Origin of the sequence: uncultured Roseovarius sp. (assembly GCF_947259555.1) — a bacterium.
Classification (GTDB): Bacteria; Pseudomonadota; Alphaproteobacteria; order Rhodobacterales; family Rhodobacteraceae; genus Roseovarius.
Genome location: NZ_CAMYMD010000101.1, coordinates 1 through 26,319, shown reverse-complemented (window position 1 = coordinate 26,319; position 26,319 = coordinate 1). Strand labels below are relative to the sequence as shown.

Sequence of the window (26,319 nt, the reverse complement as noted above, 5' to 3'; positions counted from 1 at the left end):
GCATGTGAGCATAGCCGTGCAAACGCAGCAACTACAGGGGAAATCAGCCCTCGGACTTCTCCGCGAGAGCCAGCCATTCTTCTTCAGCCTCAGCAAGCGCCTTTTGGCGCGCGGCGAGTGCCTCTGTCGCCTTCCTGAACTTCACCGGTTCGCGGGTGAATAGCTCGGGATCAGCAAGCAAATCTTCCAGCTTTTTCATCTCAGCTTGAAGCCGCTCCAACACTGTCGGCAACTCCTCCAATCTGTGATTTTCGGTGAAACTGAGGCGCTGCACATGCTGCTTTTTCTTTAAGTCTGCCGCTTTAGCCTCTGTTTTGTTTTGCTTTTTAGACACATCTTCTGGCTCATCACGGCCGCGCTGTGCGCGGTAATCCGTCCAGCCCCCGGCATAGGCAGTGGCACGTCCGTCGCCCTCCATCGCGATGGTGGTGGTCGCAACCCGATCGAGAAAATCACGATCATGGCTGACGAGAAGAACCGTGCCATCATAATCGTCCAGCAGCTCCTGCAAGAGATCCAGCGTCTCGATGTCAAGATCGTTGGTCGGCTCGTCGAGCACTAAAAGGTTGCTCTCTCGCGCCATCAGCTTGGCCAGAAGCAATCGGGCTTTTTCACCGCCAGACAAGGACTTGACCGGCGCCCTGACTTGCCGCTCGTCGAAGAGGAAGTCTTTGAGATAGCCGACAACGTGGCGCGGCTGTCCGCGCACCAAAACCTGATCCGCCTGCCCTGATACCCGCATGTCGATATCGCCTGTCAGGCTTTCCCAAAGGCTCATCTCGGGAGCGAGCTGCGCGCGCGCCTGATCGAATACAGCCGGCACGAGATTCGTGCCGTGGGTGACCGTTCCAGTGTCTGTCTCGATCTCTTTGAGCAGCATCTTCAAGAGCGTTGTCTTGCCAACTCCGTTGGGCCCGACAAACGCCACCCGGTCGCCCCGCAGGATCTTGATGCTGAATTCCCGCAAGATAATCTTATCGTCATAACGCTTTGAAATTCCGTCCGCTTCGATCACCTTGCGGCCCGATGACGGGCCGGAATCGAGCGCCATGGCTGCGGTGCCCTGACGCCGGATCTGGCCACTTCGCTCAGCGCGCAACTGTTGCAACGCGCGCACTCGCCCCTGATTTCGCTTGCGACGAGCGCTGATGCCCTCCACGGCCCAACGGGCCTCGGACTTGATCTTGCGGTCCAGTTTGTGACGCTGTTGATCCTCTTCCTCCCAAACCTTGTCACGCCATGCCTCAAAATGTTCGAAGCCCTTTTCCTGCCGACGAGCCATACCCCTGTCAATCCAGAGGGTTGCGCGGCTAAGCTCACGCAGAAATGCGCGATCGTGACTGATCAGAACAAAGCCTTTGCGAGTCTCGCGCAGCTGGGTTTCGAGCCACGCTATTGCCTCGATGTCGAGGTGGTTCGTTGGCTCATCGAGCAGCATGAGATCAGGCGCCTCCGCCATCAGCTTGGCCAGTGCCGCACGCCGTCGCTCTCCGCCCGAGGCCGTCGCGACAGGGCGCGCCGGATCAAACTTGAGACCCTCTCCCGCCATTTCCACGCGGTACAGCTCACCCGCGTCGAGCTCGCTCGATGCGAAGTCTCCCAGCGTCGCGAACCCATCCATCTCTGGCTCTTGCTCCATGTAGCCGACGCTTGTGCCCGGCGTCGCTATGCGCGCCCCACGATCCGGCTCGACCAGCCCCGCCATCACCTTCATCAAGGTGGATTTTCCCGAGCCGTTGCGCCCGACGAGGGCAACCCTGTCACCGGGCTGAACCACGAGAGACAGATCATGAAAGACCGGCTCTCCCCCAAAGGTGAGAGAGATGTCGTTGAGTTGGAGAAGGGGTGCGCGTGCCATGTGGGCGGGCTATCCCGCTGTCCCGGCACCGTCAAGAGACGTCAGATCGCGAGGCCTCTCAATACGCGTTTGCGCGCATCGGGAATCGCTCTTATTTCGACACCGGTAAAGACATGCAGGGTGTCGAGCTGACGGTCTATCACGGCATGATCGCTGACCCAGCCTCCCATCATGAGATAGGTGCGCAACAGGGGCGGCATGCGGCGCATGGCGACTTTGAGGTCGGGCTTGTGCCGTTCGAGGGCACGCGCAAAGCGAAAGACACTCGGCGACTTGACGCGAGGCCACCAACGACGCGGAGCGAGGTGGCGGGCACGCAAGACCGCGAACGCATCAAGATACGCGTCGGTCTCCACCCCTTTGAAAGACGAACAGCCAAACAGCATCTCAACATGGTTCTCTTCGACAAAGCGGGTCATCGCGCCCCACGCCACGCGCAGGATATCCGGATCGGTCAAGCCCGGAGCGATGCAGAAGCGACCCAGTTCGGCCATCTTGCCCTGAAAATCCCCAAGTGCCGAGAGTTCGTAAAACTGTGCCGAATAGCTCTGAGCGATTTCGCAGCCTCCGGTCAGCATGAGAATTCGGAAACAGCACACAAGCTCGCCGGTTGCGGTCTTCTCGATCATTACATGCGTGCAAAGGTCGTCAAAATGGTCATGATCGAGCTGTGTTACATCCCCGAGGAAACACAGCGCCCGCAACCGTTGTGCCGACTGCAGATCCTCGGGCGTGACGGCAATTCGAGCCCGGTACCGCGTTTCGTGAAAGCCTGGCATGCTGCAATCCCAATTGCGCCGCTCGAGCTTAGTCGCGGAGGCTTTTGCATGCAAGATGTGACGACTGCGTGATCGGTCTACCCTTCGAAGGCATCAATCGGATTGATGGCGCCGATATTGCTCAGGATCTGACGCAGGAAGCCGTTGTCGACCACCGAGGAATCAGTGACGCGGCGCGCCAGCGGCACGATGCGACCGGCCTCAAGCCCAAAGCTCTCGATATTCGCGATCGTGTCATCGTCGTTGAATGAGATCGCAAGAACCTGCCGCTCCACGACTTTTGGCTGGAACATGCCAAATTCCCGGATGCGGCTGCGCACATAGTAGTAATTACCATCCGCCTGCACCCCCGAGAGCGATGGCGGACCGACGACATCATCCACAGTCGCCCGCGTATCTACGCCGACGATGAGGTTTTGCAGATCCTCTTCGAGTGGCACGTAACCATGATTGCGATAGGTGGCGGAGCAGCCGGTGACAAGGATCAGACAGCAAAGCGCCATGGCGCTGACCAATCGGTTTCGGATCGCTGTCATCTCTGCCCTCTTGTCTTGGCCGCGCGCGGCTTTTATCCCGCTTACAACAAGGTGATGCGAATGTTCAAGAAAGGAAGCGAGGCGAAAGATGGCACAGCACCCGCAAAAGCCCGAGATTATACGCGTGGCCGACCTCTCGCCAAAGCGGCCCTCGGTGTTCGATCTGGCTCCGAATGCAGAGGAAATGGAGCGTATCGCCGACGGTCTGGACCTGCTCGGACTGCGAAAACTCCGGTTTCGCGGAGAGATACGGGCGGAAGGTCGCAAAGACTGGCTCTTGCAGGCGGATCTGGGGGCAACAGTCACCCAGCCTTGCGTCGTGACGCTGGACCCGGTGAGCACACGCATCGACACGGCGGTGACGCGCCGCTTCACGCCCGAGCACGAAACCATGATCGAGGATGCGGGCGGCGAAATCGAGATGCCCGAAGACGACACGCAAGAGCCTTTGCCCAGGGAAATTGACCTGCGCCGCGTCATGATCGAGGCATTGGCGCTGGCGCTTCCGGACTGGCCACGCAGCGAGGGCGCGGAATTGGGCGAGATGAGTGTGACAGAGAGCGGTGCCGAACCGATACGCGACGAAGAGGTCAAGCCCTTTGCCGCATTGGCCGGTCTTCGCGACAAGCTGAAAAAGGACGACTGAGCGCGCCTCAAGAATCGCTTGCCCCGGCTTCAAATCTCTGTATTTTCGCGCTCTCACCGGAATTTGGGGTTGAACCGGCGGCTCGTAACGGATTAAGAGCCGCGAACACCCGTGAAACAGGGCCTGATGGCCCATAGGAATTGAGGTTGCGACATGGCCGTCCAACAGAACAAAGTATCGAAATCGCGCCGCAACAACCGCCGTGCGCATGACTCGCTGGTCGCGGGCAATCCGAATGAATGCCCCAATTGCGGTGAGCTCAAGCGCCCCCACCATGTCTGTGCGGCCTGCGGGCACTACGCGGACCGTGAAGTCGTCGCGCTGGTGGAAGAGATCGATCTGGAAGACGACGCGGCCTGAACGCACAATAGGCGAATTGCTGCATGACCGCTCTCACGGACCAACCACAGGCGGGTGCAGGGCGCACCATTATCTCGGTTGACGCGATGGGCGGCGATCAGGGTCCGGCGGCTGTTGTCGCCGGCATTGCGCATTCTGCCGCCAAGAATCCCGATATCGGGTTCATCGTGCATGGCCCCGGCGAGGAATTGCAGCGCCTGATCGACAAGAAGCGCGGACTGGCCGAGCGGTGCGAACTGCGCCACGCGCCCGAAGTCGTGACCATGGAGGACAAGCCGAGCCAAGTGGTGCGCCACGGCAAGCAGACCTCGATGTGGTCAGCGCTCGAATCCGTGCGCAACGGACAGGCGACCGTCTGCGTCTCGTGTGGCAATACCGGCGCGCTGATGCTGATGTCCGTGATCCGGTTGCGGAAGCTGCCGGGTATCTATCGCCCCGCGATAGCGGTGATGTGGCCCTCGCAGAACCCACAAAAACATAACATAATGCTTGATGGCGGCGCCGATATCCGCGCGGACGCCAAGGACCTGATGCAATATGCACTCATGGGCGCGTCCTACGCACGCAATGGCTTTGGTCTTGCTTGTCCGCGCATCGGACTGCTCAACGTGGGCACCGAAGAACACAAGGGCCGGGCCGAACTCAAGGAAGCGTACGACCTGATCGCGGCGAATGCCAAGCAGTCGGATTTCGAATTCGTAGGCTTTGTCGAGGGTCGCGACCTGCCCGGCACCACCTGCGACGTGATCGTGACCGACGGTTTCACGGGCAATGTTGCTCTCAAGACCGGCGAGGGCACGGCCAAACTTGTGGGCGACCTCCTGAAAGAGGCTTTTGCCTATTCACCGCTGTCGCGGCTGGCCTCCGTGCTCGCCTACACATCTTTGCAACGCCTCAAGAAACGTGTCGATCCCCGACGCGCCAACGGCGGCGTTTTCCTCGGGTTAAACGGGACTGTCGTCAAATCGCATGGCTCTGCCGATGCAACCGGTGTTTCCTCGGCGATCAAACTTGCCTTCGAACTGGCGCAATCGGGGTTCTCAGATAAATTAGCCGCGCGGGTTGCCTCTGCTTCGATGGTCGATCAGGATAGCCCGACCGAGGCTCAAACCGAGGGTGAAGCTGAATGACCCTACGTGCTGTTGTCGAGGGAATCGGCCACTATCTGCCAGAACGCATCGTCCCCAACGCTGAGTTTGAAAAAACGCTGGATACATCGGACGAGTGGATACGCACCCGATCCGGTATCGAGCGGAGACGCTTTGCGGCAGAGGGCCAGAGCACCTCGGACCTGGCGGTCAACGCCGCCCGCGCCGCGCTCGCGCATGCCGGACTGTCGCCGCAGGACATAGACGGCATTGTCGTGGCCACATCGACGCCGGATCTCACATTCCCGTCAGTGGCGACCATGGTGCAAAAAGAGCTCGGCATGGCCCACGGCTTCGGGTTTGACGTTCAGGCGGTTTGCGCCGGGTTCATATACGCGATGACCACGGCCAACGCTCTCATTCTCACAGGTCAGGCACGCCGCCTGCTGATCATAGGGGCCGAGACATTCAGTCGGATCATGGACTGGACGGACCGCTCGACTTGCGTTCTGTTCGGGGATGGCGCGGGTGCTATGATCCTCGGGGCGCAGGACGGCACCGGAGAAACCAGCGACCGGGGCATTCTCTCGAGCGATTTGAACTCCGACGGGCGATATCGCGAGATGCTCTATGTCGATGGCGGCGTATCGACCACAGGGAACGCAGGCAAGTTGCGTATGCAGGGCAATCCGCTGTTCCGTCAGGCGGTGGAAAAACTGACATCGACGGCTGAAACGGCGCTAGAAAAGATCGGTCTGTCAGGGCCGGATGTCGACTGGATCGTACCCCATCAGGCCAATATCCGTATCATTCAGGGGACCGCCAAGAAGATGGGCCTGCCCATGGACCGCGTGATCGTCACCGTCCAGGATCACGGCAACACCTCGGCGGCCTCTATCCCTCTGGCGCTCTCGGTCGGCGTTGAACAGGGCAAGATCAAGCCGGGCGACCTGCTCGTGACCGAAGCGATTGGCGGAGGTCTGGCTTGGGGTTCGGTCGTCCTGCGGTGGTAAAATCTCAGGAATTGCGCAAAAACGCGCGGGTCAGAGCCAGCCGCTAAGTGGTTGACATTGACTCGGAAATCTCTTCGCCGCACAGTACGGCAAAAAAAGCGGGGATGTGATGACCGACAAAACTCTGACAAGAATGGATCTGAGCGAGGCTGTGTTCCGCGAAGTGGGACTTTCCCGCAATGACGCGGCGCAGCTGGTCGAGAGCGTGCTCGACCACATGTCAAACGCACTCGTGCGCGGTGAGCAGGTCAAGATATCCTCTTTCGGCACCTTCTCGGTGCGAAACAAGTCCGCTCGCATCGGGCGCAATCCGAAGACCGGCGAAGAAGTGCCGATCAACCCGCGACGGGTGCTGACCTTTCGGCCCTCGCATCTGATGAAAGACCGTGTCGCCGACGGTAACAAGAGCTGAGGATACCGCCTGACATGGCCAAAGCCGCGGATGCCTTTCGAACCATAAGCGAAGTCGCGGAATGGCTTGAGATCCCGGCCCATGTGCTGCGGTTCTGGGAAAGCAAATTCACACAGATCAAACCGGTCAAGCGCGCCGGCGGGCGGCGATATTACCGTCCAAGCGATATGCTGCTGCTTGGCGGTATCAAAGTGTTGCTGCACGATCAGGGCATGACCATCAAGGGCGCACAAAAGTATTTGCGCGAAAATGGCATTCAGAGCGTCGCGCAACTCTCGCAACCACTCGAAGAGATGAGCGATGGCAAGCTGAGCGACATCGCGCTCGACGTGGACACGGCGCCGGCGCGCGGGGCGGATGTTTTGCATTTTTCAGGTGGCGACGCGTCCCAAGGGCCTTCGACAGCCAAAGCGGATACAGAAACGGCAACACACGCAACGTCCGAACCGGACACAGCTACCGACATACCTACACCTGACACTCCATCGGCTGGGGCTGAGAATGAGGCCGACACAGAGCCCTCAGAGGAAAACCACAACCCTGCACCGATAGTGGATGAGACGAATATCTCAATGCAGAAGGCATCAGAGCCGGATCAGGGGGCGACACCACCACCCGACACATCCGAGGCAGACACGCCCGCGTCAGCCTCTGTCATGCCTGACGATGCCACAGCCCCCCCTGCAACCCCAACGCCAGAGGCAGAGGCCGACCCGGATCAACAGGACCAACTCGACACAGAGACTGGACCGGAGGCCGATACAGCCTCTGAGCCGACGCCTCCTGCGCCCCTTGCACAACCGGATCTGCCGGAGGATCCACCCGATACCATAACTGCCACTCCAGGTGCGCTTGCGGCAATTGCCGCCCTTCCCCGCCCCCTGACATCCGATCTGGTGTCACATCTTGAACCGCTGCTTTCACGCCTCAAGGAGACGCGAGCGAGCAAACCCGACAGCGTTTGATTGCGGTGTGAATAATTGGGAATTACCACTTGCCCCTGCGCTCAAAACCGGTATGAACGGCGCATCGTCGGGCTATGGCGCAGCCTGGTAGCGCGTCCGTCTGGGGGACGGAAGGTCGCAGGTTCGAGTCCTGCTAGCCCGACCAAAACAATGCGACGATCACGCCCGCCCCGGCCCCTCGGGCGCCGCAACCCGGATACCGGGCGCGCGGCACTAAGGGGGCAAAGATGACAGGCGTTCTATCCAGCCAGCAAATCCGCAGAATGATTGCGGAGCAAGAGATCACGGCCTGTGCCCCTGTAACCAGCGAACAGGTGCAGCCAGCCAGCCTTGATCTCAGACTTGGGCAAGTGGCCTATCGCGTCCGCGCCTCCTTTCTGACAGGCTCCGGGCGCAGCGTAGCCGAGCGGCTCGCGGAATTTGAAATGCACCGGATCGACCTTGAACCAGGCGCGGTTCTGGAAAAAGGCTGTGTCTACGTCGTGCCGTTGATGGAATCGCTCGCCCTGCCAGACGAGGTGCAGGCCGTGGCAAATGCCAAGTCTTCGACAGGGCGGCTCGACTTGCTGACGCGGGTCATCACGGATGGTGGTGTCGAATTCGACCGCGTGGCACCGGGTTATCATGGCCCGCTCTACGCGGAAGTCTGCCCGCGCTCCTTTTCCGTGCTCGTTCGTCCCGGCATGCGTCTCAACCAGATCCGTTTTCGTGTCGGGCAGGCGGTGCTCAGCGACGCAGCACTGCGCGCGCTTCACGCCGAGACGCCTCTTGTTGACGGTGACCATGCAGTGATTGACGAAGGTCTAGGCTTCTCCGTCGATCTGCGCCCCTCAAGTGGCACGCTGGTGGGATACCGGGCCAAGCCTCATACGGGCATCATCGACCTTGATCGCACCGGTCACTACGCGCCGCAGCACTATTGGGAAAACGTGCACGCTGACGACGGGCATATCATCCTGGATCCCGGCGCGTTCTACATCCTCGTCAGCCGCGAAGCGGTGCACATTCCCCCGCGATATGCAGCCGAGATGGCCCCCTATGTCGCAATGGTCGGGGAATTCCGGGTGCACTATGCCGGCTTCTTCGATCCCGGCTTCGGGCACGCAGCGGCGGGTGGTGCCGGATCGCGCGGGGTGCTGGAAGTGCGCTGCCACGAAGCTCCGTTCGTGCTGGAGCACGGCCAGATTGTCGGTCGGCTGGTCTATGAGTGCATGGATCAGGTGCCCGACCAAATATATGGCGCGGACATCGCCTCGAACTATCAAGGTCAGGGCCTGAAGCTCTCAAAGCATTTCAAGACCTGACGGGCTGCTCAGAACTTGCCGATCTTGCGCCCGGCACGCATCGACTGCCGCGTGCGTTGCGCGGTCTTGTCGCCATCGGGGGCGTTCTCGGTATCGCGCCCCTTGCGCTTACCCATAGCATCCATGCCGGCGTTGATCCCGCCGCGCAACATGCGCTGCATGACCATTCGGACGACCATGTTTATGACTTGGTTGGCGTTCATTGCGCCTCTCCCTTCGCTGCCTGTGCACATTAGATAACATCAAAACATGCGGATTTCAGGGCAGAGTGATGAATTTCTCGCAGTTTCATGCTCACCGTTCCCAAAATACTCCCGCCGGAGGCGTCCGATGTCTGGCGCGTCCGTACGCGGTCCGGGGTCAATCCTCGAAAAGCTCGTTCTGGCCTGGCGCTTCCTCGCCCTCGTCCGCATCACTCTCGCCGATTTTCGGCATCGTGCCGGGAGGGGGGCGATTTTCAAGCAAGCCCGCCGCGCGCAGTTCCTTGAGCCCCGGGAGATCGCGCGCGCTCTCAAGTCCGAAGTGATCGAGGAATTCCTGTGTCACGACAAATGTCACTGGACGGCCCGGGGTCATCTTGCGTCGGCCAAAACGGATCCATTCCATTTCAAGAAGCTGATCCACCGTGCCCCGGCTCACCGACACACCCCTGATCTCCTCGATCTCGGCACGAGTGACAGGTTGATGATAGGCAATGATAGCGAGCGTCTCGATCGCGGCGCGGCTCAGTTTGCGGGTCTCCACTGTCTCACGGCTCATCAGATAGCCCAGATCCGGCGCGGTACGCATCGCCCAGGCGTCGCCAACGTGCACCAGCCTGACGCCGCGGCCCTCATATCTCTTGCGCAGGTGCACCAGGGCTTCGGCCGGGTCGCAACCATGCGGCATACGCTCGGCCATGTCGCGTGTCGTCAGAGGTTCGACACTGGCGAACAGCATTGCTTCGAGCATGCGTTCCTGCTCCGCGATAGGCGGCGCTTCGAACAGACTTTCTTCTTTAGAGTCAGGCTGTTCCGACACTCTATTCATCCTTTCTGCGCAGCTCTATCGGCGCAAATGTCTCGGATTGACGGATCTCGACCCGGCCCTCCTTCACCAGCTCCAGCGAGGCCGCGAATGTGGATGCCGTGGCCGATCTGCGCCGGGCGGGATCGCTCGTAAATCCATCGGGCAAATAGCTCGATATATCCGTCCAAGTCCCGGCAAAGCCAATCAACCCCCTCAGTCGCTCAAGCGCCTCTTCCATCGTAAAAATTGCATCGCGATCCATGACGAAAGGGCGAAATTCATCGCGTGTGCGCAGCCGGGCATAACCCTGCATGAGATCGAGAAGAGATGCCGTATACTGCACCTTGCGCAAGCGCATCACGTCCTCCGGGATGCCCCGCGCAAAAAAATCACGTCCAAGCCGGTCGCGCCCCATCAGCCGTGCCGCGCAGTCGCGCATGGCCTGCAGCCGCTCCAGCTGAAACGCCAGATGCGCTGCCATCTCCTCGCCCGAGGGGCCCTCCTCTGCCGGATCGGGCGGCAACAGCAGGCGGGATTTCAGAAAGGCGAGCCACGCGGCCATGACAAGGTAATCGGCGGCCAATTCCAGCCGCAGCGTCTTGGCACGTTCGACAAATGCCAGATATTGCCGCGCCAGTTGCAGGACTGAAATCTTTCGCAGATCGACCTTTTGCGTGCGGCTCAGGGTCAGCAAGAGATCGAGCGGCCCCTCGAACCCGTCGACATCGACAATCAGCGCCTCGGCAGCCATCCGTTCGGCGACCTGCATCGGCTGTCCTGTATCCTCGAAGTCGTCCTCAGCCATTCCCGTGCCCGCCCATCAGCGCATCAAGCTGCGCTGAGAGGGCCGGAATGTCAACCGGCGCAGGCGGTTTGCGCCATGTCAGCACCCGCTCCGCACGAATCTGGGCCGCCTCCGTCATTTCGCCTGCCGCCTCAGCCACGGACTGCCGTTCGGACAGCGCCCCGTTGCAATGCAGGATCACATCGCAGCCCGCGTCGAGCGCGCGGCGCGACAGATCTGCCAGCCCCCCCTGCAATGCCTTCATCGAGATGTCATCCGTCATGATCAGCCCATCAAAACCAATATCGCCTCGGATAACCTCTAAAATAGGTGGCGACAGCGTGGCCGGTTCGGGATCAATCGTCGAATAGACCAGATGCGCCGTCATCGCCATTGGCAGATCGTTGAGCTCTTTGAATGGCACGAAATCGGCGTCGTTCAGCATCTCACGCGATGCGGTGACGACTGGCAGATCGTGATGACTGTCTGCCTTTGCCCGGCCATGTCCAGGAATGTGCTTTATCACCGGGAGCACGCCCCCGTCCAAAAGACCATCCGCGACTGCACGGCCTAACCGCGCAACGGTCTGTGGCTCATCTCCAAAGCAGCGATTCCGCAGAAAGGCATGAGTTTCCGGCCCCGCCACATCGACGAGCGGCGCGCAATTGCTGTCAATGCCAAGCGCGTGCAGTTCGGATGCGATGATCCGGTAGCGTAGATACATGGCGTCTGTCGCCCGTGCGCCCGCCTGCCCCGCCTGATCCAGCGGTGCGGGCCAATCGCGCCATTGCGGCGCGCGCAGGCGCTGCACGCGACCGCCCTCCTGATCTATGGTGATCATCGCATTATGACCCGCAGCCTCGCGCATCTCGGCGCAAAGCGCGCGTACCTGGTCGGGCGCATCGATGTTGCGTGCGAACAGGATGAAACCAAAGGGACGCGCATCTCGAAAGAACGCTTTCTCTTCTCGCGTCAGTCGCAACCCTTCAGCGTCCAGGATCGTCGCACCATAGCCCGTCACCGGGTGACCACCGGGATGCAGTCCGCGCCCTCGGCAACGAGAGCAGAGCAGAAACGCCGCGCATCGCCAAGGTCATCAAACCCCATGGCGCGCAGGCGATAAAAGGTTCGCCCCCCACTCTCGGCGCGTTGAATGACACGTTGCTTTCCTTCGATGAAATCACCAAAGCGGTTCAACATCTCATCCCATTCCGACCGCGCGACTTGGGCCGAGTCAAATGCGCCCAATTGTGCCAGCCGCGTTCCAAGGGGGATCGATGCGGCATCCACTTCCTCTGCGGGAACCGAACGCGCCGCTGCCACGGCAGTGGCCACGGCCTCTGGCATGCTTGACAGCGATGCCGGCCTTGGCCGTGGGCGCAGGGACCGTCCAATACCGCCTTCGACCACCTTGACCGCCGCCTCCGCGGCCTCCCCGCCCGACGCATCGTCAGTAACAGTGTCTTCTTCGTCGAGCGCGCTGAGCACCGGCGCGCCAGCCGCGATCTGGTCGGCCAGTGCCAGAACCGACGCTTTGCGTATCTCTTCGGGCTGAGCCGTCGGATCGCGTTCCTCGGCCTCGGCCATTGGCGTGGCTTCGAGTTGGTGCGCCCTCGCATCTGCAGCCTGGCTGGCATCGGGCACGTCATCAAGGGTGAGATCGAGAGGCGGCGGCGCAAGCACGAGCCGATCCGCCGGTGGCGATGCCGTGCCATCTGCGGCCACGGCATTGACCGCAAGCCCCTGATGCTCCGCCGCACGTCCGCCAGGATCACTGGGGGCAATGCGCATCGGCCCCTCGGCCGCGCGCACCACCGGCACACCGGATACGTCGCGCATGACCATCTTGTAGCCCCAAATGCCAACACCCGCGATCAACGCGAGAGACAGGGCCGCCCCGGTGATATTCGTGATTTTTGCGACGACATTCGCTCGTTCACGCCCAGCCTCGGGCTGTGCATACTGCATATCTGCCATGATCCGCCTCTTGCTCTCCGGCGATACATGGCCGCCGGGGATTTGATAAACTGCCTCATCCCCGGCGCATTCGGTGCTTTAACGCATCTCTTCGGCCGGAGTTACGCCAAGAATACCAAGACCTGCGGAAATAACAACGGTTACGGCCCGCGCGAGGGCAATTTTCGCCTGGGACGTGTCCGGGTCGCCATCCTGAAGGAAGCGCAGGGACGGATCGTCATTGCCCCGGTTCCACAAGGCATGCAACTCAGACGCCAGATCGTAGAGGTAAAACGCCACCCGGTGCGGTTCATTCGTGCGGCCCGCGATCTCGACCAGGCGGGGCCACTCGGCGACCTTTTTGGCGACGGACAGTTCCGCCTCATGGGTCAGCCCGGACAGATCGACCCCGGCCAGCGTGGCATCATCCACCGCGATCCCTGCCTCAGTTGCCTTGCGCAAGACAGAATTCACCCGGGCATTGGCGTATTGCACGTAAAACACCGGATTGTCCTTCGATTGCTCCATCACCTTGTCGAAATCGAAATCGAGCGGCGCATCGTTCTTGCGCGTGAGCATGACAAAGCGGGTCACATCGGCGCCCACCTGATCGACCACGTCGCGCAGGGTGACAAACGTGCCCGCGCGCTTCGACATCTTGAACGGCTCGCCGTTCTTGTAGAGCTTGACCAGCTGACACAGCTTGATATCGACCGGCACCCGGCCCTCCGACAGCGCCGAAACGGCGGCTTTCATCCGCTTGACATAGCCGCCATGATCCGCGCCGAAGACGTCGATCAGCAGATCGAACCCCCGGCTGATCTTGTCATAGTGATAGGCGATGTCGGGCGCGAAATAGGTCCAGCCGCCGTCGGATTTCATGATCGGGCGGTCGACATCGTCACCATGCTCGGTCGATTTGAACAGCGTCTGCTCGCGCGGCTCCCAATCCTCGGGCATCTTGCCCTTGGGCGGCTCCAGCACGCCGCGATAGATCAGGTTCTTGCCCCGCAGATCCTCGATCGCCGCCTCGATCAGCCCGGTGCCGTAGAGCGATTTCTCGGAAAAGAACACGTTCATCTCGACCCCGAGCGACTTGAGATCGGCCCGGATGAGGTCCATCATCGCCTCGGTAGAGAAGTCGCGCACCGGCTCCAGCCAGACCTCCTCAGGCTGCCCGACATAGGCGTCGCCGACCTCGTCCTTTAGCGCCTGCCCCACATCGATCAGGTAATCGCCCGGATAGGTGCCATCGGCAAAGGCCACCTCCTGCCCGTGCGCCTCCAGATAGCGCAGGTAGACCGAGCGCGCAAGCACATCGACCTGCGCGCCGCCATCGTTGATGTAATATTCGCGCGTCACCTCGTAGCCGTTGAAATCCAGCAGGCTTGCCAAAGCATCGCCAAAGACCGCACCCCGCGTATGGCCCACATGCAAAGGCCCGGTCGGGTTGGCCGAGACATATTCGACATTGACGCGTTTGCCTTGCCCCATGTCGGAGCGGCCAAAATCCGCCCCCTGCGTGAGCGCGGCACGTGCAATGTCATGCCACAGACCGGGCGCGAGGCGCAGGTTGATAAAGCCGGGACCAGCCACGTCAGCGGTTGCGACACGCGGATCAGCAGCCAGCCGTTTGGCCAGATCCTCAGCAATGTCGCGTGGTTTGAGACCCGCGGGTTTAGCCAGCACCATGGCCGCATTGGTCGCCATGTCGCCATGCGCAGGATCGCGCGGCGGCTCGACCGTGACGTTGCCCATGTCGAGCCCCTCGGGCAGATGGTCCCCGGCCTGCATCGCCGCCAGAGTTTCCAGCACGAGATCGCGGATATCGGTAAAGAGGTTCATCAGAGCTTTCCTTGCTGCGTTGCGGGCCGGTTTACCACTGACAAGCGGGGCGTCAATCACAAGCGGCGCAAACCGTCAGCGTCGATCCCTGCACGCCTCGCGAACCGGGCGCCGCGAACCCAAGAAATAGCGCTGCCGACACGATTGCAGATTGCACGCGTCGCGCGTCGGGTTCTGGCTCGCCTCCAGAAACAATCCGCAGAGTGTTGGTCGCGATCCTGCCCTCGGTCTCATGTTGCATGAACTCGGCCAGATGATCGATCCCAAGACGGCATGCGCGCTCTGCGGCGCCAGCCCCGGAGCCGGGCACGGCGTTGACGATCAGCACGCGCCCGCTTCCGGCCCGCAAACCCGGCAACAGCGCCCACGTCAGGGCCGGTATGGCCGATGTCACCGCACCGAGGCGATCAGGTGCCCGAAGCGGCTGCAAGTGGATCAGCAAGTCAATCGGCGTATTGCCCCAAAGCTGTCCGAGACGCGCGCACCCTGCGGGCTGCATTGGATCGACCGCCAGTGTCTCTATCCGTTCGGGCGAGAGACGGGCAAGCGCATGGCAGCGGCCTGCATCGCGATCAAGCGCCACGATCCGGCCACCCGCCCCCGCCAGACCATCGGCAAGCACAAGACCAGCCGAACATCCCGCAGCGGCGGCAACTATAGTCTTACCGGCAACGTCACCCGCAGCCCCACACATAAAACGCGTCCCCCAAGCGGAAAACCGTTAGCACCGGACCGTTCCGCATTCAACGCGGCGTTTTGCTCAGTTGCCATTTTCCTCGCGCGGCGGCGCGAGTGCCACGATCCGCGCCCCGGCTCCGCCCTTCGGCTCGGCCTGATCGGAAATGAACGCAAGCGCGCCGCTCTCGGTCAACTCCGCCAGAACAATGGCCTCGGAATTGTCCTTGCGCCACGCCTCTAGCCCATAGCTCTCGGTTAACCCCGTGCTGCGCACGCTCCATCCCTTGACCATCTTGCTGGAAATCTGATGATAGCCGTGATCCCCGGCGATGCGCCGACCGCCCAGTGTGGCGGGCAAGGCATGGCGCGCATGCTCTTCCTTGGCGCGACGCAGCTGATAGACATTCTCGCGCCCGAATTCCGGAGCGAGGTCTGTGGCCACTAGCGTGTTATAGGCGTCGTTGTCGCTTAAGGCCAAAACGAGTCCGAAATTCACGATCTCTACGCCGTGTTCGGCAGCCTCCGACAGAATATCTCCGTAAAAGACCGGCAGCCCGGCCTCGCGCGCGGCGCGCAACCGGCTGCGGTTCGGGTCACTGATCAGCACTTGAACATCATACTTCTGCAGCGCCTTACCGAGAGACGCCGCAAATTGAGAGCCGCCAACGATGATCACGCCCGGTGCCCCCTGCCCTGCGAGCCCCAAAAGCCGGCCAAGCGGCCTTAGCGAAAACCCGTGCAGAACCACGGTTGCCGCCACAAGCGCAAAGGCCAGAGGCGTCAAGCGTGCCGCATCTTCGAAGCCAAGCGCGACAAGCCGCTCCCCAAAGAGGCCCGCCACCGCCACGAGCACTACACCGCGCGGCCCGGTCAGCGCGACCAGCAGACGTTCGCGCATCGGCAGCCCCGTGCCGACAAGCGACAGCAGCACGGTCAGAGGGCGCACGAGCAGCACCGTCACCGCCACAAACAATGCCGCGCGCGCATCCAGAAGCGCCAAGGTGTCGAGATCCATCGACGCCGCCAGCAGAATGAACACACCAGAGACCAGCAAGACAGTCGCATGTTCCTTGAACCGGCGTAGTTCGGCATAGCTCGGCAGATGGGCATTGGCCATGTAAACGCCCATCACGGTCACGGTCAGCAACCCGCTTTCATGCAACACCGTATCGGACAGGGCGAATACCCCGAGCAGCACTGCGAAAAGCACAGGCACTTTCATGAATTCGGGCACATGCCCATCACGGAAGGCCCGAACGAGGCCCCAGCCCGCCCCGAAACCGAGGACTATCGCCACCGCGACGCCCCACGCCATCGAGAGCGCGGCCCCGCCCGCCGTCTCGGAGGCAGCCATCACCAGCACGACCTCGAAAGCCAGAACGGCGGCCAGAGCGCCCACCGGATCGTTAACGATCGCCTCCCATTGAAGCAACTGCGCCGGTCGCCGAGCCAGACGTGCCTGCCGCAGGAGTGGCGCGATGACGGTCGGGCCGGTCACGATCATGATGCCGCCGAAAACTGCGGCCACCGCCCATTCCAATCCCGCCGCGTAATGCAGGGCCAAGGTCGAGCCCAGCCAGCCCACCGGCGCGCCGATGAGCACCAGCCGCCAGACCCCTGTCGCCGCCCCGCGCAGGCTGTCGAGATTGAGGGTCAAGCCCCCCTCGAACAGGATGATCGCCACGGCGATGGCCACCATGGGGCCCATCAACGGCCCGATATCGCGCTCCGGATCGAACACTCCGAGGCCCGGCCCGACGGCCAGACCGGCCAGCAACATCAGCACGATTGCGGGCATGCGCAGCCGCCACGCGAGCCATTGCGCACCGACGCCAAGCGCGCCGACCAGTGCAAAGACCATCACCGGCGCCAACCCGCCCGCCTCAGATTCCAGCGCCATCCTAAAACCCCTCGTTCATCCCGGTCTGTGCCAATTCACCCATCAGCCGCGCATGGCTCTGAAGCGCGAAACGGTCAGTCATTCCCGCAATGTAGTCGGCAACCAGCCGCGCCAGCGCCGTCTCGTCGCCGGCCTGCGCCACATCCTTGCGCCATTCATCCGGCAGGTGATGCGGCGCATTCAGATAGTAGGGAAAAAGGTCGCTGACCACGCGATGCACGCGAGCGCGCATTTCGTTAACCTGCGGAGCGCGGTACATCCGGGTATAGAGAAATGCGCGGATTTCCCTGAGTTCAGACCACAGTGCCGGTGAAAAGCGGACCACCGGGCGACCGAGATGGCGCACTTCCGCCGCAGAGGCCGGGCACGCCTCTTGCAATACAAGGTTCGAGCCCTCGATCACGTCGCTCACCATAACGCCGAATACCCGGCGGAGCGCCTCATGCCGCCGTCGCTTGCGGTCAAGGCCCGGATAGCGCGCGTCAACCTCGGCATAACATGCACCCACGATCGGAAGCTCCGCGATCTCTGCATCCGTAAAAAGGCGCGCGCGCAATCCGTCATGCAGATCGTGGTTATTGTAAGCAATATCGTCCGAGAGGGCCGCCACCTGCGCCTCGGCGCTTGCATGCGTGTGCAATTCGAGATCGTGACGCGAATTGTATTCGGCGAGCGCGTAAGGCAACGCCCCGGTCACCGGGCCATTGTGCTTGGCAAGCCCTTCGAGGGTCTCCCACGTTAGATTCAGACCATCGAACTCGGCATAATGCCGTTCCAGCGTGGTCACGATCCGTACGGCCTGCGCATTGTGATCGAACCCGCCATAAGGCTTCATAAGCGCGTCGAGCGTGTCCTCACCCGCATGGCCAAAGGGCGTGTGCCCCAGATCATGCGCGAGGGCCACGGCCTCGGTCAGTTCGGCGTTGAGCCCAAGTGCACCTGCGATCGTTCGCGCCACCTGCGCCACTTCGATGGAATGTGTCAGGCGCGTGCGAAAGTAGTCGCCCTCATGGGCCACGAAGACTTGCGTCTTGTGCTTGAGCCTGCGAAAGGCGCTGGAATGGATGATCCGGTCACGGTCCCGCTGAAAAGGTGAGCGAAACGCGCTTTCCTCTTCCGAGACAAGCCGGCCCCGCACATCCGCGGGATCAGAGGCATACGGGGCCGTCATCGCTGGATATCCTTGTCGCCGATGGTCTTAGACCATATATTGCAGTTGAACAGGAACGTAAAACAGTCCGGAGCTCTTCCATGCAATTGCCGCCCAAAGTGACCCCCCGTGCCTTTGCCCGTCTGGCCGAAATCGGGGCCGGCGATCAGGGTCAGGCCCTGCGCGTAGCCGTCGAGGGCGGCGGCTGCTCGGGGTTTCAATACGATATCCGTCTGGATCAGCCCGCGCAGGATGATCTGATCCTTGAAGGCGAGGGACAAAGAGTCGTGGTTGACAGTGTCTCGCTGCCCTTTCTCGAAGGTGCCACGATCGATTTCAGTGAAGAGCTCATCGGCGCGCGTTTCGTGATCGAAAACCCCAATGCCAGCAGCTCTTGCGGCTGTGGCACGTCCTTTGCGATGTGAGCGCTTGCCAGCCCCGCCCCCCTGCGCGATAGAGGGGTCCACCACGGATAAAGGGGGCGCGTGATGAAGATCGCCACATTCAACATCAACGGCATCAAGGCCCGGATCGAGGCTCTGTCGGCATGGCTCGACGAGGCTGAACCTGATGTCGTTCTGTTGCAGGAAATCAAGTCGGTCGATGCGAATTTCCCCGCAGAGATCTTTGAAGATCGCGGCTATAACGTCGAGACACACGGTCAAAAGAGTTTCAACGGCGTGGCGATCCTGTCCAAGCGTCCGCTGGAAGATGTCACGCGTGGCCTGCCCGGCGATGACGCGGATGAACACGCCCGCTGGATCGAAGCCACGGTCGTGGGTGACAGGCAGGCGGTGCGGCTATGCGGCCTCTACCTGCCGAATGGAAACCCCGCGCCGGGACCGAAATACGACTACAAGCTCGCATGGATGGCGCGATTGCGCGCCCGCGCAGAAGAGTTGCTCGCCACCGAGGAACCCGTTGTCATGGGCGGAGATTACAACATCATCCCGCAGGACGAAGACGCGGCGCGCCCCGACGCGTGGCGCGAGGACGCGCTTGCGCTGCCCGATAGTCGAGCCGCTTTTCGCCGTATCCTGAATCTGGGATACACTGAGGCGCTTCGAGCCCGCGTTCAGGGACCGGGCCATTACACCTTTTGGGACTATCAGGCCGGGGCATGGAACAAAAACAACGGCATCCGCATTGACCATGTGCTGCTGAGCCCGCAAGCCTCCGATCTGCTGACCGATTGCGGCATCGACAAGGAAATTCGCGGCCGCGACAAGCCATCCGATCACGTGCCTCTCTGGGTCGAACTGGACGCATGAGCACCAGTCGCCGCAGGTAGCGGCCTGCGCACAATGGCTCGGTCAGCCAGCCGCCGCAGTGACGTCATGCGCGTATAGCCAATCGAACTGACGCATCATACGCGTTGGTGCGACCACCCCACCAGCGCGCAACGCCGTGTGCGCGGCCCATCGGAGCGGCGGAAAGCTGAGGTGGTATTTCCACGCGTTGCGGCTTGCCGCCTCGACCACCCGGCGCACACGCCCCTCGCGCCGCGCCTGATACTGCGCAAGGCCCTCATCAAGTGTCCCTGCCCCGCTCAGCGCGTCCGCGAGAACCCAACCATCCTCCAGCGCCATGGATGCCCCTTGCGCCATAAAGGGCAGCGTCGGGTGCGCCGCATCACCCAGTATTGCCAGCCCGTCACGTTGCCAAACGGGCGAAACCGGATGTCGAAAGAGCCCCCAGAGATGCACCTCCTCTATGGCCTCAAGCATGCGCCCCACCTCTGAGCCGAAATCAGCGAACGCGGCACGCAACGCCATCGGATCATCGCGCTGGCTCCAGCTTTCTTCGGTCCAGGCCGCACGCTCTTGAACGGCCACAAGGTTGATCAGGCTGCCCCCGCGCAACGGATAGCTGACGACGTGGCGCATCGGCCCCATATGCACATGCGCTTCGGGGCCTCGGTTCCAAAGGTTGGGAATGGTCGCACGCCAGGCAACCTGACGGGTGAAGAATGGCGCCGCCGTTCCGTTGAGCGTGCGGCGGGCAACCGAGTGAAGCCCGTCCGCGCCAATGATCAGATCCGCATCGAGGCTGGAGCCGTTGGCCATACGCACGACGGGGCGCGGGCCGCACTCGATCTCCGATGTCTTCTGCAAGAGCCTGATGCGCACGCCTGCGTCGCGTGCTGCGCTCGCAAGAACCTCGATCAGATCTGCGCGGTGGATGAAATAATAGTCGTCACTGTCGAGAACCCCAAGATCCAGCCGCAGCACCTCGCCACCTCGATAATCACGCAGGCTGACGGCGCGCGCCCGCACCGCTTGCGCCCGCAGGACATCGGCCAACCCGAGCGCCCGCAATACCGCAAAGCCGTTCGGGCTGATCTGAAGCCCTGCGCCCACCTCGGCTATTTCAGGTGCCTGCTCGAAAACAGTGACGTCGGCGCCATGCAAGCTGAGCGCGCGGGCCGCTGCCAGCCCGCCGATCCCCGCGCCAATGACCGCTATGCTCAGTTTATCGAGGTTCATCGCTGTCTCTTGATACGAAACACGCCGGGGTTATGGCCCCGGCGTGTCTAAAGTCACAACCATTGCGGGTATGAAGACCCCCGCCGTGTTGATCACTCGTCGCGATGGACCTTCTCGCGCCGTTCGTGGCGCTCTTGCGCCTCGAGCGTCATCGTGGCGATCGGGCGTGCATCCAGACGCTTGAGACTGATCGGCTCGCCAGTCATCTCGCAATAGCCATATTCGCCTTCATCGATCCGGCGCAGGGCCGCGTCGATTTTCGCGACAAGCTTGCGTTGTCTGTCACGTGTCCGCAGCTCCAATGCGCGGTCGGTTTCCTCGCTGGCCCGGTCGGCCACGTCCGGGATGGCCCGCGTGCCGTCCTGCAAACCTTCGATTGTTTCGCGGCTGCCTTCCAGCAATTCGAGCCGCCAATTCATCAACTTGCGCCGGAAATATTCCAGTTGCCGTTCGTTCATGAACGGCTCATCCTCGGCCGGTTGATAATCTTCGGGCAGAAATACTTCTGCTTTCATCTCGATCCCCTCATCAAGGCCAGTGTCTGGCATAATGAACTCCTCAGACAGTAGATGCGCCTTGAGGCGTGATCTACACGGCGCGCCACGGATTGTCACTAGCCAATAACACGACATTGATGTGAATTGTCGAACGGACTAGTTTAGCAAGGCGATGCGATGGCACCCTGCTCGAAAGGACTGAAAAAAAGATGAAATTCCAAGGCACCGAGGCTTATGTCGCCACTGATGATCTGACCGTGGCCGTCAATGCCGCCGTGACTCTCGAACGTCCTTTGCTGGTCAAGGGAGAGCCCGGCACAGGCAAGACAGAGCTGGCCAGACAGGTGTCGGAGGCGCTCGGCCTGCGCCTTATCGAGTGGAACATCAAATCCACCACAAAGGCGCAACAGGGCCTCTATGAATATGACGCGGTGAGCCGCCTGCGCGACAGTCAATTGGGTGACGCGCGGGTCCATGACGTGACCAATTACATCAGGCGCGGCAAGCTTTGGGAGGCATTTGCCTCTGACGAAAAAGTTGTTTTGCTCATCGATGAAATCGACAAGGCCGATATCGAGTTTCCCAACGACTTGTTGCAAGAGCTCGACCGTATGGAATTTCATGTCTATGAGACCGGCGAGACGGTGCGCGCGCGCCACCGACCGGTGATCATCATTACCTCGAACAATGAAAAAGAGCTGCCCGACGCATTTTTGCGCCGCTGTTTCTTTCACTATATCCGCTTCCCGGATGCCGACACCATGCGCCGCATCGTCGATGTTCATCATCCCGGCATCAAGGATGCGCTGCTCAGCACGGCGCTGACGCAGTTCTTCGAGATCCGAGAACAGCCCGGCCTCAAGAAAAAACCTTCAACGTCCGAGGTGCTGGATTGGCTCAAGCTTATTCTGGCCGAGGATCTGACTCCCGAGGACCTTAGCCGCGACGGGGCGGATGCACTCCCCAAGCTGCATGGTGCGTTGCTCAAAAACGAGCAAGACGTGCACCTTTTCGAAAGACTGGCCTTCATGGCCCGGCGTCAAAGATAAAGATCGAGGAGCAGGGCATTGTTTTCAAACAGTTTACCGGAGTGCGCCCTGCCCCGCGAGAGCCTCAGGACCACGTGCCACACTTTTGCCCCAAACGCTCCTTACCCAGAACAGGATGAAATACAAATCTACCCCCGACCCGGCAAAGGCCGTGGCGCGGACGAGGCACGGTTCTCTTTCAGGACAATCGTGCCTTTGTGTGCCCGCCCCCGTCGGTGTTTGGCCCACCGCCATGTTGGCGGCGGGTTTCTCGGTGACGGAAAACGATACGGGGGTCTGATGCGTCGTGTAATCTTGCCGATCTGCTTGATGTTGGGGGCCTGTGTGCCCGGCAATTACAGCTATAACGAGCCACCCTCGCGGGCTGCTACGCCAACCGAAACGGGCATGCCCCCGATGAAAGCCTTCTCGGCACCGCGCCCTTTGCCACCGCAACGGTCCAATCGAGATATTCAGCGCGATTTCCTCGATCTCAGCTTCCAGCTGGAATCGGGCCGCATGCTGCAATATTTTTCGCGGTTCGAGGGACCGATCACCGTTCGGGTGACAGGCAACCCGCCGATCACCCTTATATCGGACCTCACCCGCCTCTTGCACCGGCTGCGCACCGAAGCCGGGATCGACATCTCGCGCGTGTCCGAAGGGTCGGCCAATATCACCATCGAGGCGGTGAGCCGCGAAGACATCCGGCGGAACCTGCCCAAAGCGGCGTGTTTCGTCGTGCCCAATATCTCGCGCCTGTCGCAATATCGCGCTGCGCGCAGTTCTCGTGCCACCGATTGGAGCCAACTTCGACGTCGCGACAAGATAGCAATCTTCGTGCCCAGCGATACCAGTCCGCAAGAAGTACGCGATTGCCTGCACGAGGAACTCGCACAAGCGCTCGGCCCGCTCAATGACCTTTACCGGTTGGCCGACAGCGTGTTCAACGATGACAATGTCCACGCAGTCCTGACCGGTTTCGACATGTTGGTTCTGCGCGCTTATTACGCGCCCGAATTGCGCGCGGGAATGTCCCGGCGTCAAGTCGAGGCTCGTCTTCCGGGCATCTTGTCCCGCCTCAACCCGGCAGGCGACCAGATCGCGCCGCGCTTCTCCGGCTCGACGCCGCGCGCCTGGATCGAGGCCATTCAGACGGCCCTAGGTCCGGGGGCACGCCCCGTGCAGCGGCGCGCAGCGGCGATCGACGCCCTGCGCATCGCGCAGGCGGTAGGCTGGACCGATCACCGCCGCGCGTTCAGCCATTTCGCCCTCGGGCGGATATCGCAGGCCACCGACCCCGACTTCGCGCAGGATCAGTTTGTTGCCGCCGAGCAATTCTACGAGCGCAATCCCGGCACAGGTCTGCATCGGGCTTATGCCGCCGCGCAGCTTGCCGCCTATGCGATCTCTCAAGGGCGCGGCGAGGACGCGCTGATGCTCCTGCGCCCCCATCTCGGCACCGCCGAGCGGCATGAAAACGCAGCCCTTCTCGCGACCCTGCTCATGCTGCGCGCCGAAGCGCTCGATCTGTCGGGCCGGGTCTCCGAGGCGCGCATGGTCAGGCTGGACAGTCTGGGCTGGGCACGTTACGGCTACGGTGCGGATTGGGCGGTCCGCGCCAAACTGCGCGAAGTGGGCGCGCTCAGCCCGCTCAAGGGACCGAACGGGTAAGGCATGATCGTCATCATCGGGGCAATACTGGGCGCGCTGACCGGTGCGCTGATCGCGCGGCGGCGCAAAGGCAAGTTGGCAGACATTCTGCAATATGCTTTTGTTTATACGCTTATTTTTGCCCTCGCGGGCTTGTTCCTGACCTTGATCATTCACCGCAGTTCGCTCTGATCCGCGATGTTCCTGCCGTTTTTCGAGAACCTTAGAAAAGCTGGCTTGCCGGTCAGTCTGCGCGAGTATCTCACGTTTCTGGAAGCGATGAGCGCGGGTCTCGTGACCTACGACGTCGAGGGGTTTTACTACCTCGCGCGGTCGGCGATGGTGAAGGACGAGCGTCACATCGACCGGTTCGATCAGGCATTCTCGACCAGCTTCTCCGGGCTGGAGGCGCTCACCGCACAGGACGTGCTCGACGCCGTCGATCTGCCGACGGAGTGGTTGGAGAAGCTCGCCGAAAAGCACCTCTCCGCGGAAGAGCGCGCCGAGATCGAGGCGCTTGGCGGGTTCGACAAGCTGATGGAAACACTGCGCGACCGGCTCAAGGAGCAGCAGGGGCGGCATCAGGGCGGCTCCAAGTGGATCGGCACTGCAGGGACCTCACCGTTTGGCGCCTATGGCTACAATCCCGAGGGTGTGCGCATTGGACAAAAAGAAAGCCGGCACCGCCGCGCGGTCAAGGTATGGGACAAGCGCGAGTTCCGCAATCTCGACGACAGTGTCGAACTGGGCACGCGCAACATCAAGGTGGCGCTGAAACGGCTTCGCAAATGGGCGCGTGACGGCGCGGCCGAAGAGCTTGATCTTGATGGCACGATCCGCGCAACGGCAGAGCATGGCTATCTCGACGTCAAGACCCGGCCAGAGCGCCGAAATGCGATCAAGGTGCTGCTTTTTCTCGATGTCGGCGGCTCGATGGACCCGCATATCAAGGTTGTGGAAGAGCTGTTTTCAGCGGCACGCGCCGAATTCAAACATCTCGAATACTACTATTTTCACAACTGCCTCTACGAAGGGGTCTGGCGCGACAACGCCCGGCGTTGGAACGCGCAGACCCCCACCTCCGAGGTACTGCGCACCTATGGCTCTGATTACAAATGTATTTTCGTTGGGGATGCCAGCATGTCCCCCTACGAAATCGTCTATCCGGGCGGCGCCAACGAGCATTGGAACGCCGAGGCCGGCGATGTCTGGCTAGAGCGTGCCCGCGCCCAATGGCCCGATCATCTTTGGATCAATCCGGTCCCCGAAGCCGAGTGGCGCTATACCCAATCCATCGGGATGATCCACGAGATATTTGAGGGACGCATGGTGCCAATGACCCTCGCGGGGCTGGACCGCGGGATGCGCGATCTGGTGCGCTGAGGATTTCTTTGACGGCCGCGTCAGGCTGTCAGACCTGAGAGAGCGCCTTGGCCAGACGCGGCAGGCGTGCCTTTTTCAGAAGGGCGCGCATCTCCCACGTGCCGGTCGAGAGCCGCCGCGCCTTGTCGAGGACTTGGCGCCCCACCTCTTCGACCAGGTCAGGCTGTGCCTGCCAGATACCATGCAGGAACCCGTCCGGATCCGCGCGCCAGACACCTTCTTCGGCGAGAATGTTGCGCGGGAAATCACGGGCGTTAAACGTCAGTATTCCGTCGGTGGACCCGGCGATCGCTGCGGCCAAAACATGGGTATCGGTCGGATCGGGCAACCAGAGCCGGGCCTCGAGCGAGGGCGGATAGATCACGGTCGCCTCGGGCCATTTTGACGCCATAAGCGCCGCCTCGCCTGCCGCCTGGGCCTGTGCATCCGGGCCCAACCTTGCTGCCGCGTGCAGCCATTCGGCAATGATCCGCTCCGACCACATAGGGACGAACACGCCTTTCTCGGCCACGCCAAGGATCATTTCGCGCATCACCGTCGGATAGATGACGCAGGCATCCAGAAGCACCTTCATAGGCGGTAGAACAGCGCCTTGAGATAGCCGGATTCGGCCAGACTGGGATGCAACGGGTGATCCGGCCCGGCAAACCCGGTGTGGATCAGCGCGCCTGCCCGTCCGGCCCGTCCGATCCCACGCGTGCAGGCCGCGCGGAACTTGCCCAGATCGACCGCGTGCGAGCACGAACACAAACCGAGGTAGCCGCCCGTCTCCACCAGCGGTGCCGCGAGCCGCGCCACACGCTCATACGCGCGAAGGCCCTTTTCCATAGCTTGCTTGGAGGGAGCAAAGGCGGGCGGATCGCAGATGACCAGATCAAAACGCGCGCCCTCGGCGGCAAGCCCCTCCATCACGTCGAACGCATCGCCGCGACGGGCCTCGAACCGCGCGCTGGCGCCCATGCGCGCAGCCCCTTCGGCAGCGAGCGCGAG

At 61.6% G+C, this 26,319-nt stretch carries 28 protein-coding genes, 1 tRNA gene and 1 pseudogene; 14 read left to right on the top strand and 16 right to left on the bottom strand.

The annotated features are described in order from the left end of the window. Positions 1–43 precede the first annotated feature (43 nt). The 3 genes from Q0X85_RS17115 to bamE form a co-directional block, all read right to left on the bottom strand. The gene (locus Q0X85_RS17115; RefSeq protein ID WP_297774010.1) at positions 44–1,858 is read right to left on the bottom strand and encodes an ABC-F family ATP-binding cassette domain-containing protein; all 1,815 of its coding nucleotides are present in this window, start codon (positions 1,856–1,858) and stop codon (positions 44–46) included. A 41-nt stretch (positions 1,859–1,899) separates the two neighbouring features. Then, positions 1,900–2,637: a GNAT family N-acetyltransferase gene (locus Q0X85_RS17110; protein ID WP_297774009.1), complete on the bottom strand. Its 738-nt coding sequence runs from the start codon at positions 2,635–2,637 to the stop codon at positions 1,900–1,902. Between the two features lie 77 nt (positions 2,638–2,714). Next, positions 2,715–3,173, bottom strand: coding sequence for an outer membrane protein assembly factor BamE (bamE, locus tag Q0X85_RS17105; RefSeq protein WP_297774007.1), 459 nt, complete (start codon positions 3,171–3,173; stop codon positions 2,715–2,717). An 88-nt stretch (positions 3,174–3,261) separates the two neighbouring features. Between bamE and Q0X85_RS17100 the strand changes: the two genes are divergently transcribed. The 8 genes from Q0X85_RS17100 (at position 3,262) to Q0X85_RS17065 (ending at position 8,961) form a co-directional block, all read left to right on the top strand. After that, positions 3,262–3,819 (top strand): DUF177 domain-containing protein, encoded by a 558-nt coding sequence (locus Q0X85_RS17100; RefSeq protein WP_297774005.1) that lies wholly within the window; start codon positions 3,262–3,264, stop codon positions 3,817–3,819. 153 nt (positions 3,820–3,972) lie between these two features. Beyond that, positions 3,973–4,179, top strand: a complete 207-nt coding sequence (gene rpmF / locus Q0X85_RS17095; protein ID WP_297774003.1) for a 50S ribosomal protein L32 — start codon at positions 3,973–3,975, stop codon at positions 4,177–4,179. Between the two features lie 23 nt (positions 4,180–4,202). Beyond that, positions 4,203–5,309 (top strand): phosphate acyltransferase PlsX, encoded by a 1,107-nt coding sequence (gene plsX, locus Q0X85_RS17090; protein ID WP_297774002.1) that lies wholly within the window; start codon positions 4,203–4,205, stop codon positions 5,307–5,309. Then, positions 5,306–6,280: a beta-ketoacyl-ACP synthase III gene (locus Q0X85_RS17085; protein ID WP_297774000.1), complete on the top strand. Its 975-nt coding sequence runs from the start codon at positions 5,306–5,308 to the stop codon at positions 6,278–6,280. Before plsX ends, Q0X85_RS17085 begins: the two co-directional genes overlap by 4 nt. Before the next feature lie 109 nt (positions 6,281–6,389). Further along, positions 6,390–6,692 (top strand): integration host factor subunit alpha, encoded by a 303-nt coding sequence (gene ihfA / locus Q0X85_RS17080; protein WP_297773999.1) that lies wholly within the window; start codon positions 6,390–6,392, stop codon positions 6,690–6,692. 14 nt (positions 6,693–6,706) lie between these two features. After that, positions 6,707–7,657 (top strand): MerR family transcriptional regulator, encoded by a 951-nt coding sequence (locus Q0X85_RS17075; protein WP_297773998.1) that lies wholly within the window; start codon positions 6,707–6,709, stop codon positions 7,655–7,657. Between the two features lie 68 nt (positions 7,658–7,725). Further along, a tRNA-Pro gene (locus Q0X85_RS17070) sits at positions 7,726–7,802 on the top strand. An 82-nt stretch (positions 7,803–7,884) separates the two neighbouring features. Next, on the top strand, positions 7,885–8,961 hold the full coding sequence (locus Q0X85_RS17065) for a 2'-deoxycytidine 5'-triphosphate deaminase (protein WP_297773996.1): 1,077 nt from the start codon (positions 7,885–7,887) through the stop codon (positions 8,959–8,961). 8 nt (positions 8,962–8,969) lie between these two features. Here the strand turns inward: Q0X85_RS17065 and Q0X85_RS17060 are convergent, their stop codons facing one another. From Q0X85_RS17060 to Q0X85_RS17020, 9 genes are all read right to left on the bottom strand, one after another. Next, positions 8,970–9,164, bottom strand: coding sequence for a hypothetical protein (locus Q0X85_RS17060; RefSeq protein WP_297773995.1), 195 nt, complete (start codon positions 9,162–9,164; stop codon positions 8,970–8,972). Between the two features lie 157 nt (positions 9,165–9,321). Next, complete coding sequence (gene scpB / locus Q0X85_RS17055) at positions 9,322–9,981, bottom strand: SMC-Scp complex subunit ScpB (RefSeq protein ID WP_297773994.1); 660 nt, start codon at positions 9,979–9,981, stop codon at positions 9,322–9,324. A gap of 1 nt (position 9,982) precedes the next feature. Beyond that, positions 9,983–10,774, bottom strand: coding sequence for a ScpA family protein (locus Q0X85_RS17050; RefSeq protein WP_297773992.1), 792 nt, complete (start codon positions 10,772–10,774; stop codon positions 9,983–9,985). Further along, positions 10,767–11,774 carry a beta-N-acetylhexosaminidase gene (gene nagZ, locus Q0X85_RS17045; RefSeq protein WP_297773991.1) on the bottom strand — a complete coding sequence of 336 codons (1,008 nt, stop codon included), beginning with the start codon at positions 11,772–11,774 and terminating at the stop codon, positions 10,767–10,769. Before nagZ ends, Q0X85_RS17050 begins: the two co-directional genes overlap by 8 nt. Further along, positions 11,771–12,730, bottom strand: coding sequence for an SPOR domain-containing protein (locus Q0X85_RS17040; protein ID WP_297773988.1), 960 nt, complete (start codon positions 12,728–12,730; stop codon positions 11,771–11,773). Before Q0X85_RS17040 ends, nagZ begins: the two co-directional genes overlap by 4 nt. A gap of 78 nt (positions 12,731–12,808) precedes the next feature. After that, positions 12,809–14,554: an arginine--tRNA ligase gene (gene argS / locus Q0X85_RS17035; protein WP_297773986.1), complete on the bottom strand. Its 1,746-nt coding sequence runs from the start codon at positions 14,552–14,554 to the stop codon at positions 12,809–12,811. Positions 14,555–14,606: 52 nt separating this feature from the next. Further along, positions 14,607–15,248 carry a hypothetical protein gene (locus Q0X85_RS17030; RefSeq protein WP_297773983.1) on the bottom strand — a complete coding sequence of 214 codons (642 nt, stop codon included), beginning with the start codon at positions 15,246–15,248 and terminating at the stop codon, positions 14,607–14,609. Positions 15,249–15,314: 66 nt separating this feature from the next. Then, complete coding sequence (locus Q0X85_RS17025) at positions 15,315–17,132, bottom strand: sodium:proton antiporter (RefSeq protein ID WP_297773980.1); 1,818 nt, start codon at positions 17,130–17,132, stop codon at positions 15,315–15,317. Position 17,133: 1 nt separating this feature from the next. Beyond that, complete coding sequence (locus Q0X85_RS17020; protein ID WP_297773978.1) at positions 17,134–18,303, bottom strand: deoxyguanosinetriphosphate triphosphohydrolase; 1,170 nt, start codon at positions 18,301–18,303, stop codon at positions 17,134–17,136. Between the two features lie 80 nt (positions 18,304–18,383). Here Q0X85_RS17020 and Q0X85_RS17015 point away from each other — a divergent pair, with 80 nt between their 5' ends. Together Q0X85_RS17015 and xth are read left to right on the top strand one after the other, a co-directional pair. Next, a complete protein-coding gene (locus Q0X85_RS17015; protein ID WP_297773976.1) occupies positions 18,384–18,707 on the top strand; it encodes an iron-sulfur cluster assembly accessory protein in 324 nt (107 codons plus the stop codon). 63 nt (positions 18,708–18,770) lie between these two features. Beyond that, on the top strand, positions 18,771–19,553 hold the full coding sequence (gene xth / locus Q0X85_RS17010; RefSeq protein WP_297773973.1) for an exodeoxyribonuclease III: 783 nt from the start codon (positions 18,771–18,773) through the stop codon (positions 19,551–19,553). A gap of 42 nt (positions 19,554–19,595) precedes the next feature. Here xth and Q0X85_RS17005 read toward each other — a convergent pair whose 3' ends face one another. Next, complete coding sequence (locus tag Q0X85_RS17005) at positions 19,596–20,768, bottom strand: FAD-dependent monooxygenase (RefSeq protein ID WP_297773970.1); 1,173 nt, start codon at positions 20,766–20,768, stop codon at positions 19,596–19,598. Between the two features lie 92 nt (positions 20,769–20,860). Continuing rightward, on the bottom strand, positions 20,861–21,283 hold the full coding sequence (dksA, locus tag Q0X85_RS17000; RefSeq protein ID WP_297774089.1) for an RNA polymerase-binding protein DksA: 423 nt from the start codon (positions 21,281–21,283) through the stop codon (positions 20,861–20,863). A 191-nt stretch (positions 21,284–21,474) separates the two neighbouring features. On the opposite strand from dksA, the gene Q0X85_RS16995 reads away from it, so the two are divergent. The 4 genes from Q0X85_RS16995 (at position 21,475) to Q0X85_RS16980 (ending at position 25,329) form a co-directional block, all read left to right on the top strand. Continuing rightward, positions 21,475–22,314, top strand: coding sequence for a MoxR family ATPase (locus Q0X85_RS16995; protein WP_297773969.1), 840 nt, complete (start codon positions 21,475–21,477; stop codon positions 22,312–22,314). A 279-nt stretch (positions 22,315–22,593) separates the two neighbouring features. Continuing rightward, positions 22,594–23,967, top strand: coding sequence for a DUF2927 domain-containing protein (locus Q0X85_RS16990; protein ID WP_297773967.1), 1,374 nt, complete (start codon positions 22,594–22,596; stop codon positions 23,965–23,967). 3 nt (positions 23,968–23,970) lie between these two features. Continuing rightward, entirely contained in the window at positions 23,971–24,138 is a 168-nt protein-coding gene (locus Q0X85_RS16985) for a hypothetical protein (protein ID WP_297773965.1), read from the top strand. 6 nt (positions 24,139–24,144) lie between these two features. Further along, positions 24,145–25,329 carry a VWA domain-containing protein gene (locus Q0X85_RS16980; protein ID WP_297773964.1) on the top strand — a complete coding sequence of 395 codons (1,185 nt, stop codon included), beginning with the start codon at positions 24,145–24,147 and terminating at the stop codon, positions 25,327–25,329. Between the two features lie 28 nt (positions 25,330–25,357). On the opposite strand, the gene Q0X85_RS16975 is transcribed toward Q0X85_RS16980, so the two are convergent. Then, positions 25,358–25,903 carry an RSP_2648 family PIN domain-containing protein gene (locus tag Q0X85_RS16975; protein ID WP_297773963.1) on the bottom strand — a complete coding sequence of 182 codons (546 nt, stop codon included), beginning with the start codon at positions 25,901–25,903 and terminating at the stop codon, positions 25,358–25,360. Beyond that, positions 25,900–26,319: pseudogene (locus Q0X85_RS16970) on the bottom strand (RlmI/RlmK family 23S rRNA methyltransferase); the annotation flags it as partial. The pseudogene Q0X85_RS16970 and the gene Q0X85_RS16975, both read right to left, overlap by 4 nt.